Source organism: Streptomyces sp. NPDC058157 (assembly GCF_042884105.1).
Taxonomy (GTDB): domain Bacteria; phylum Actinomycetota; class Actinomycetes; order Streptomycetales; family Streptomycetaceae; genus Streptomyces.
In genome coordinates this window covers 21,195-29,446 of the sequence record NZ_JBHVUQ010000094.1, presented here as the reverse complement: position 1 = coordinate 29,446, position 8,252 = coordinate 21,195, and the positions used below count along the sequence as shown (strand labels likewise).

Sequence of the window (8,252 nt, the reverse complement as noted above, 5' to 3'; positions counted from 1 at the left end):
GGGTCCCGTCGAGGGTGGGGGGCGGGGCGGTCGGCGCCGCGCGGCCGGGGGCCGGGCACGCGGCGGCCGCCGTCACCGAGGGCGGCAGCGGCCCGGGAGCCGCCGGCCCGGGGGCGGCGCAGCCGCCGGTCAGCGCGGCGGTGGCGACGGCGAGGCCGGCGAGCGTGACGGCGGTACGGCGCATGGCCCCTCGATCCCCTGGACGGCTCTGCTGCGGGCGCCCCTGGGACGTACGCGGCGCCGGACCGGTTCCCCTCAGGCGCTGCGTGTGAACGAGGCCATGCGCAGGCCGGGGACGGGGGTGAAGTCGGCGCCCCGGACGAAGCCCAGGCGCTCGTACAGGGTCACCGCCGGGGTGTTGTCCGCGCCCGTGGAGACCTCGACCGTACGGCCCGGGAAGAGTTCCCCCAGCGCGTGCCGCAGGAGCAGGGAGGCGACGCCCCGGCGGAACCAGGCCGGATCCACGCACAGCCGGTCGAGGCTCACGGGGCCGGCGGGCCGCGGGGCCTCCCAGGCCAGGAACCCGGCGACCGACCCGTCCGGGCCGACCGCCCCCAGCCATTCCAGCGCCCGCCCCCGCATGTCCTCCAGGCTCTCGCCCAGTGCGGGGATCCCGTCGAACCCGATCAGCTCCGCCTCCACGGCGTACGCGGCCCGCCCGATCCGGTGCACGGCGGCGGCGGTCGCCCCGTCGGCGAGGTCCAGCGGGCGGACGGACGGGTTCGGCATGGAGCGGGGTCCCTTCGGGGCGCGGCGGACACGGCCCGGCCACGCTACCCGCGCCCCCCGCGGCGCGCGGCGGGATTTCCCCGGCCGTGGGGCCGACCCCGCCGCCCGCCCCGGCGCGGCATAACCGTTTAGCGGCCCGGCCGCTCCGCTCGGTACGATTCACACGCGCCGGGACCACCGGCGCGTTCCCCGCCCGGCTGCCGCCGGGGAGGGCCCCCAGACTTCAGGAGAAACCGGTGTCAGACGTCCGTGTGATCATCCAACGCGATTCCGAGCGGGACGAGCGCGTGGTGACCACGGGCACCACGGCGGCCGAGCTGTTCGCCGCCGAGCGCACCGTCATCGCCGCACGCGTCGCGGGCGAGCTGAAGGACCTCTCCTACGAGGTGCAGGACGGCGAGACCGTCGAGCCGGTGGAGATCTCCTCCGAGGACGGCCTGAACATCCTGCGCCACTCGACCGCGCACGTCATGGCGCAGGCCGTGCAGGAGCTGTTCCCCGAGGCCAAGCTGGGCATCGGCCCGCCGGTCCAGAACGGCTTCTACTACGACTTCGACGTCGCCAAGCCCTTCACCCCCGATGACCTCAAGGCCATCGAGAAGAAGATGCAGGAGATCCAGAAGCGGGGCCAGAAGTTCGCCCGTCGCGTGGTCTCCGACGAGGCGGCCCGCGAGGAGCTCGCGGACGAGCCGTACAAGCTGGAGCTCATCGGCATCAAGGGCTCCGCGTCGACCGACGACGGTGCGAACGTCGAGGTGGGCGGCGGCGAGCTGACCATCTACGACAACCTCGACGCCAAGACCGGCGAGCTGTGCTGGAAGGACCTCTGCCGCGGTCCCCACCTGCCCACCACCCGCAACATCCCGGCGTTCAAGCTGATGCGCAACGCGGCCGCCTACTGGCGCGGCAGCGAGAAGAACCCGATGCTCCAGCGCATCTACGGCACCGCGTGGCCGTCCAAGGACGAGCTGAAGGCGCACCTCGACTTCCTCGCCGAGGCCGAGAAGCGCGACCACCGCAAGCTCGGCAACGAGCTCGACCTCTTCTCCATCCCGGACGAGATCGGCTCCGGCCTGGCCGTCTTCCACCCGCGCGGCGGCATCATCCGCCGGACCATGGAGGACTACTCGCGCCGCCGGCACGAGGAGGAGGGCTACGAGTTCGTCTACTCCCCGCACGCCACCAAGGGCGCCCTCTTCGAGAAGAGCGGTCACCTGGACTGGTACGCGGAGGGCATGTACCCCCCCATGCAGCTCGACGGTGGTACCGACTACTACCTCAAGCCCATGAACTGCCCGATGCACAACCTGATCTTCGACGCGCGCGGGCGCTCCTACCGTGAGCTGCCGCTGCGCCTGTTCGAGTTCGGCACCGTGTACCGGTACGAGAAGTCCGGCGTGGTCCACGGCCTGACCCGGGCCCGCGGCTTCACCCAGGACGACGCGCACATCTACTGCACCCGTGAGCAGATGGCCGAGGAGCTCGACCGCACCCTCACCTTCGTGCTGAACCTGCTGCGCGACTACGGTCTGACCGACTTCTACCTGGAGCTGTCCACCAAGGACCCGGAGAAGTTCGTCGGCTCGGACGAGGTCTGGGAGGAGGCCACCGCGGTCCTCCAGCAGGTCGCCGAGAAGCAGGGCCTCCCGCTGACCCCCGACCCGGGCGGCGCCGCGTTCTACGGCCCGAAGATCTCCGTGCAGGCGCGCGACGCCATCGGCCGCACCTGGCAGATGTCGACCGTCCAGCTGGACTTCAACCTGCCGGAGCGGTTCAACCTGGAGTACACCGCCCCCGACGGCTCCCGCCAGCGCCCGGTCATGATCCACCGCGCGCTGTTCGGCTCGATCGAGCGGTTCTTCGCGGTGCTGCTGGAGCACTACGCGGGCGCCATGCCGCCGTGGCTGGCCCCGGTCCAGGCCGTCGGCATCCCGATCGGCGACGGGCACGTGGAGTACCTGCAGGAGTTCGCCGCCGAGGCGAAGAAGCAGGGCCTGCGGGTCGAGGTGGACGCCTCCTCGGACCGCATGCAGAAGAAGATCCGCAACCACCAGAAGCTCAAGGTCCCGTTCATGATCATCGTCGGTGACGAGGACATGGCCGCGGGCACCGTCTCCTTCCGCTACCGCGACGGTTCGCAGGAGAACGGCATCCCGAAGGACGAGGCGCTGGCGAAGCTGGCCAAGGTCGTCGCGGACCGCGTCCAGGTCTGACGCTCCGCACGGCGGGCGGCCCCCGGAAAGTGATCACTTTCCGGGGGCCGTCGTCGTTCGTCCGGGCAAGGTCATATGCTGCATGGCATGACGATTGAGCCGGAGCGGCAGAACGGTGTGGGCACGCACGACGGGTTCCAGCGGCTGTGGACCCCTCACCGGATGGCCTACATCCAGGGCGAGAACAAGCCGACCGGCCCGGAGGCCGGGGACGGCTGCCCCTTCTGCGGGATTCCGGAGATGTCCGACCAGGACGGCCTGGTCGTGGCGCGCGGCAAGCACGTCTACGCCGTGCTCAACCTCTACCCGTACAACGGCGGCCACCTGATGGTCGTCCCGTACCGGCACGTCGCCGACTACACCGAACTCGACGGCCCGGAGACGGCGGAGCTGGCCGACCTGACCAAGCGGGCCATGGTCGCGCTGCGCAAGGCGTCCGGGGCGCACGGGTTCAACATCGGCATGAACCAGGGCGCCGCCGCCGGCGCCGGCATCGCCGCACACCTGCACCAGCACATCGTGCCCCGCTGGGGCGGGGACACGAACTTCATGCCGGTCGTCGGACACACCAAGGTGCTCCCGCAACTCCTCGCGGACACCCGCCAGATGCTCGCGGACGCCTGGCCCAACGACTGACTCCCTCCCTGTGCGGGGTCAGCTGTCTGCTCCTCGGTCGGGTCCCCGCTCCGCGGGACGGGACGCCCGCCGCTCCGCCAGGACCGCTTCCACGTCGAACTCGGCGAGGTTCAGCGGGGGCCCCGGCGGGGGACGGCGCAGGGCGGTGCGGATCTTGCCGTTGACCTCCGCGAGGACCGCCCGGGCCCGGGCCTCGGTCGGGGCGGCCAGGGCCTGCGCACGGGCGTCCTCGGCCTCCTTGCGCAGGGCCAGGGCGGGCGGCAGCGGGGAGAAGCCCTCGCGGTGCAGCTTCCCCTTGATCCACCACAGCTCGTCGTACGGGGCGTCCAGGGAGGCCAGCGGCTTGCCCAGGCCCGGCAGCCGGGCGAACTCGCCCCGGTCGGCGGCCTCCCTGATCTGCCGGTCCACGAAGGACTCGAAGCTGACCCCGGGCGGCTTGCGCTCGGTCACGGCGGCACCTCCCCGGGGCGGCTCGGACCCCTCCAGCCTACCTACGCGTCGTAGACGTCCGCCTTGCGCGGGGCCGGCTCCTGGATCAGGCCGTTCATGATCGAGGAGCGGTTGGTGAACGCCGAGGTGTCCACACCGTTCTCGTCCAGCACCTTGAAGGCCGCCGCGTGCACCGCGCGCAGGACCGGGGCCACGGTGCGCAGGGCGTCGTCCGCCATGAAGCGGTGGCGCCACATCGAGCCCGCCCAGACGTGCCGCAGGCCGAAGGGCTCGGGCAGGACCAGCTTGCCGCCGAAGTAGTCCAGCAGCGGCGGGTACCAGGTGAGCGGGGCGCGCACGGCGAGGCGGACGACCTCGCTCGCGTCCACCAGGGGCAGCGGGCGCTCGACCGTCTCCCAGAACCGGATGGACTTGGGGACCTCGACCACCGGGGGCTTGGACTTGGTGGTGAACAGGCCGTGCACGGGGCCGAGGGCGTGCGCGGTGACGTCCACGCGCAGGGTCTTGTAGAGCACGGTGACGGTGACCAGCATCGTGATGACGAGCTGGCCGTCCCACAGCGGCCACTGGATGCCCAGGTAGTGCCGGTTGCCGGCGCTGAACTGCTGCTCGTTGCAGATCCGGGTGATCTCGTGCGGCTTGATCATGAAGGTGTCCACGTCCTCGCCGCCGGGGCGGGCCACCTCGGCCGCGCCCTCGCCGACGGGGGTGACGATCCAGTGCTGGATCGAGGCGGGCGGGAAGCCGCCGGTGTGCAGGGGGCCGCGCTCCAGCTTGCGCAGCTGGGTGTCGATCGCGCGTATGACGTCCCAGCTGCGGAAGGGGTGGATCTCGTGCCCCTCGGTCTTGGGGGTCAGCTCCTCGGCCATCTGCCAGCTGCCCCAGCGGGTGCCCATGCCGAGGATGCCCTTGGGGCCGGCGTAGAAGACGGAGTTGCTGCGGTCCTCGGCGGTGAGCTTGGCCAGCTGGTGGCGCAGGTCCTCGCGGGCCTTCTCGTCCGGGTTGCCGGGGACCGCCTCGGGGATCTTGGCGGTGACCACGCCCCCGCCGCCGAGCAGGCCGTCCCAGCGGGAGCGCAGGTCGGCGGCGGTCCGCTCGCAGATCCGGCGGGCCCCGTACCAGCCGAGGACGGGGGCGACGATGGCGCCGAGCAGGTAGAGCTCCAGCAGTCCGCTGCCGGGCTGGCGGTAGGCCACGCGGTAGAGCAGGACGGCGGCGATCAGGGCGACGCCGACGAGCAGGGCGGTGCCGATCCAGCTGGTCTTCCTGTCCTCGCCCTTGGCCAGGGTCTTGCGCAGCTGGAAGAGGCCCAGCCACATCAGCAGGCCGGGCAGGAAGACCACGCCGCAGACCAGCATGAGCAGGCGGAGGCGGCGGTCGCGCTCCTTGCGGATCCGGGAGGCGGAAAGGCAGTGCTCCACGACGGTCTGCGGGTCGGCGCCGAAGGACTGGATGAGCGGCTTGCGGCCGCCGCCGAGGGTGCGGGCCTCGACGGCGCGGCAGAAGGCCTCGCCGAGGTTGGGTTCGAAGAGGGAGATCTTCGGGTCCTTCACCGAGGCCGGGTGGTTGTCGCTGTTGGCCCCGAGGATGTCCTTGAGCTTGGTGTCCTTGCCGCCGTCGCGGTACGCGGCGGAGGCGAGCGCGTTGGTCGCGGCGGTCTGGCCGCCGCCCCCCTGCAGGGGAATCTGTGCCCCGGGCCTGAAGTCGAAACCGTCGTCCGCCACCGCTGCCCCCATCGCCGTGCCACTGTGCTCTTTGCCTGTCGTGCCGTCGTGCCGTCGTGCGTGTCGCGCTCTGTCGTGGTCCGTTGTGCCGTGAGTCGCGCCGAAAAGACTAACGGCGCGGCCGTCCCCATGGTCATGGGACAGGGAAATACCGCCCACCGCAAGCGGGTTGGGTGGGCGGTGGCCGGAGCGCCGGGTGGGCGCCGTGACGCCTATGTCAACGGGGTTCCCTTCTCCGCCTGTTCGCGAACCTTGTCCGCGAGGTGCGGGGGCATCGGCTCGTGCCGGGCGTAGCCGCGGCCGAAGCGGCCGGTGCCGTGGGAGACCGAGCGCAGGTCCACGGCATAGCGGCCGATCTCGATCTCGGGGACCTCGGCGCGGACCCGGGTCCGGCCGGGCTCGGCCTGTTCGGTGCCGACGACGCGGCCGCGGCGGCCGGCCAGGTCGCTCATGACCGGGCCCACGTACTCGTCGGGGACCACGACGTCGAGTTCGGCGACGGGTTCCAGCAGGTGCACCGGGGTCTGCGCGGCGGCCTCGCGCAGGGCGAGGGCGCCCGCCGTCTGGAAGGCGGCGTCGGAGGAGTCCACCGAGTGCGCCTTGCCGTCGAGCAGCGTGATCCGCACGTCGACCAGCGGGTAGCCGGCCGCGACCCCGCGGGCGGCCTGGGCCCGTACGCCCTTCTCCACGGAGGGGATGAACGAGCGGGGCACCGCGCCGCCGACCACCTTGTCGACGAACTCGATGCCGCTGCCGGGCGGCAGGGGCTCCACCTCGATCTCGCAGATGGCGAACTGGCCGTGCCCGCCGGACTGCTTGACGTGCCGGCCGCGCCCGGCGGCCTTGGCGCCGAAGGTCTCGCGCAGGCTGACCTTGTGGGGGACGGGGTCGACCTGGACCCCGTAGCGGGTGCGCAGCCGTTCCAGGGCGACGTCCTGGTGGGCCTCGCCGAGGGACCACAGGACGAGCTGGTGGGTGTGCGGGTTCTGCTCCAGGCGCATGGTGGGGTCCTCGGCGACGAGCCGGGCCAGGCCCTGGGAGAGCTTGTCCTCGTCGGCCTTGCTGTGGGCCTCGATGGCGAGGGGGAGCAGCGGCTCGGGCATCGCCCAGGGCTCCATCAGCAGCGGGGCGTCCTTGGCGGAGAGGGTGTCGCCGGTCTCGGCGCGGGTGAGTTTGGCCACGCAGGCCAGGTCGCCGGCGATGCAGGTGCCGAGGGTGCGCTGCTGTTTGCCGAAGGGGGAGGTGAGGGAGCCGATGCGCTCGTCGACATCGTGGTCTTCGTGGCCCCGGTCCTCCATGCCGTGCCCGGAGACGTGGACGGTCTCCTCGGGGCGCAGGGTGCCGGAGAAGACGCGGACGAGGGAGACGCGGCCGACGTAGGGGTCGGAGGAGGTCTTGACGACCTCGGCGAGCAGCGGCCCGGAGGGGTCGCAGACCACGTCGGGGCGCGGGCTGCCGTCGGGGGCGGTGACGGTGAGGGGGGCGCGTTCGGCGGGGGTGGGGAAACCGCCGGTGATCAGTTCGAGGAGTTCCACGGTGCCCAGGCCCTGACGGCCGCCGTCGGCGGCGGGGGCCGCCATCAGGACGGGGTGGAAGGTGCCGCGGGCGACGGCCCGCTCCAGGTCGTCGATCAGGGTCTTGAGGTCGATGTCCTCGCCGCCGAGGTAGCGGTCCATGAGGGTCTCGTCCTCGCTCTCGGCGATGATCCCCTCGATGAGGCGGGAGCGGGCCTCGTCGATGAGGGCGAGCTCGCCGGGGTCCGGGTCGCGTTCGACGCGCCGGCCGGAGGTGTAGTCGTGCACGCGCCGGGAGAGCAGGCCGAGCAGGCCGTGGACGGGGCGGTGGCCGTCGGGGCCGGGGGAGCCGAGCAGGGGGAGGTAGAGGGGGATGACGGCGTCGGGGTCGTCCGCGCCGAAGATCTCGCCGCACACGGAGGCCATCTGCGAGTAATCGGAGCGCGCTGCCTCCAAATGGGTGACGACGATGGCGCGCGGCATGCCGACGGCCTCGCACTCGTCCCACACCATCCGGGTCGCCCCGTCGATCCCGTCGGCGGCGGAGACGACGAAGAGGGCCGCGTCCGCGGCGCGCAGACCGGCCCGCAGTTCCCCGACGAAGTCGGCGTATCCGGGGGTGTCCAGGATGTTGATCTTGATTCCGGCCCATTCGACGGGGACCAGGGAGAGCTGGACGGACCGCTGGCGGCGCTGCTCGATCTCGTCGTAGTCCGAGACCGTGCCCCCGTCCTCGACCCGCCCGGCGCGGTTCACGGCCCCCGCGGTCAGGGCCAGGGCCTCGACCAGGGTGGTCTTGCCGGCGCCGCTGTGGCCGACCAGCACGACGTTCCGTACGGAGTCGGGACGGTCGGCCGTCAGTGCCCTGCCGGCGGCCCCGGCTTGGTGTGATGTGGGTCCCATGATGCTCGTGCCTCCCGGTGTCGCGGTGAAGGAGGGTGATCGGGGTCCTTCGAGCTTTGCACTGGCGTCACACTGCGTCCATA

General features: G+C 72.2%; 6 protein-coding genes and 1 pseudogene. 2 read left to right on the top strand and 5 right to left on the bottom strand.

Features of this window, described 5'->3' with window-relative positions:
• Together ACFVXK_RS22770 and ACFVXK_RS22765 are read right to left on the bottom strand one after the other, a co-directional pair.
• A pseudogene (locus ACFVXK_RS22770) lies at nt 1–184 on the bottom strand (hypothetical protein); the annotation flags it as partial.
• A 71-nt stretch (nt 185–255) separates the two neighbouring features.
• On the bottom strand, nt 256–729 hold the full coding sequence (locus ACFVXK_RS22765; protein ID WP_389614404.1) for a GNAT family N-acetyltransferase: 474 nt from the start codon (nt 727–729) through the stop codon (nt 256–258).
• Between the two features lie 236 nt (nt 730–965).
• On the opposite strand from ACFVXK_RS22765, the gene thrS reads away from it, so the two are divergent.
• Together thrS and ACFVXK_RS22755 are read left to right on the top strand one after the other, a co-directional pair.
• The gene (gene thrS, locus ACFVXK_RS22760) at nt 966–2,942 is read left to right on the top strand and encodes a threonine--tRNA ligase (RefSeq protein WP_389614402.1); all 1,977 of its coding nucleotides are present in this window, start codon (nt 966–968) and stop codon (nt 2,940–2,942) included.
• A 75-nt stretch (nt 2,943–3,017) separates the two neighbouring features.
• Nucleotides 3,018–3,578 (top strand): HIT family protein, encoded by a 561-nt coding sequence (locus tag ACFVXK_RS22755; protein ID WP_389614400.1) that lies wholly within the window; start codon nt 3,018–3,020, stop codon nt 3,576–3,578.
• Nucleotides 3,579–3,596: 18 nt separating this feature from the next.
• Here ACFVXK_RS22755 and ACFVXK_RS22750 read toward each other — a convergent pair whose 3' ends face one another.
• From ACFVXK_RS22750 to ACFVXK_RS22740, 3 genes are all read right to left on the bottom strand, one after another.
• The gene (locus ACFVXK_RS22750) at nt 3,597–4,028 is read right to left on the bottom strand and encodes a DUF1992 domain-containing protein (protein WP_389614398.1); all 432 of its coding nucleotides are present in this window, start codon (nt 4,026–4,028) and stop codon (nt 3,597–3,599) included.
• A gap of 41 nt (nt 4,029–4,069) precedes the next feature.
• Nucleotides 4,070–5,752, bottom strand: a complete 1,683-nt coding sequence (locus ACFVXK_RS22745) for a hypothetical protein (protein ID WP_389614396.1) — start codon at nt 5,750–5,752, stop codon at nt 4,070–4,072.
• 212 nt (nt 5,753–5,964) lie between these two features.
• Entirely contained in the window at nt 5,965–8,169 is a 2,205-nt protein-coding gene (locus tag ACFVXK_RS22740; protein ID WP_389614394.1) for an elongation factor G-like protein EF-G2, read from the bottom strand.
• Nucleotides 8,170–8,252 lie beyond the last annotated feature (83 nt).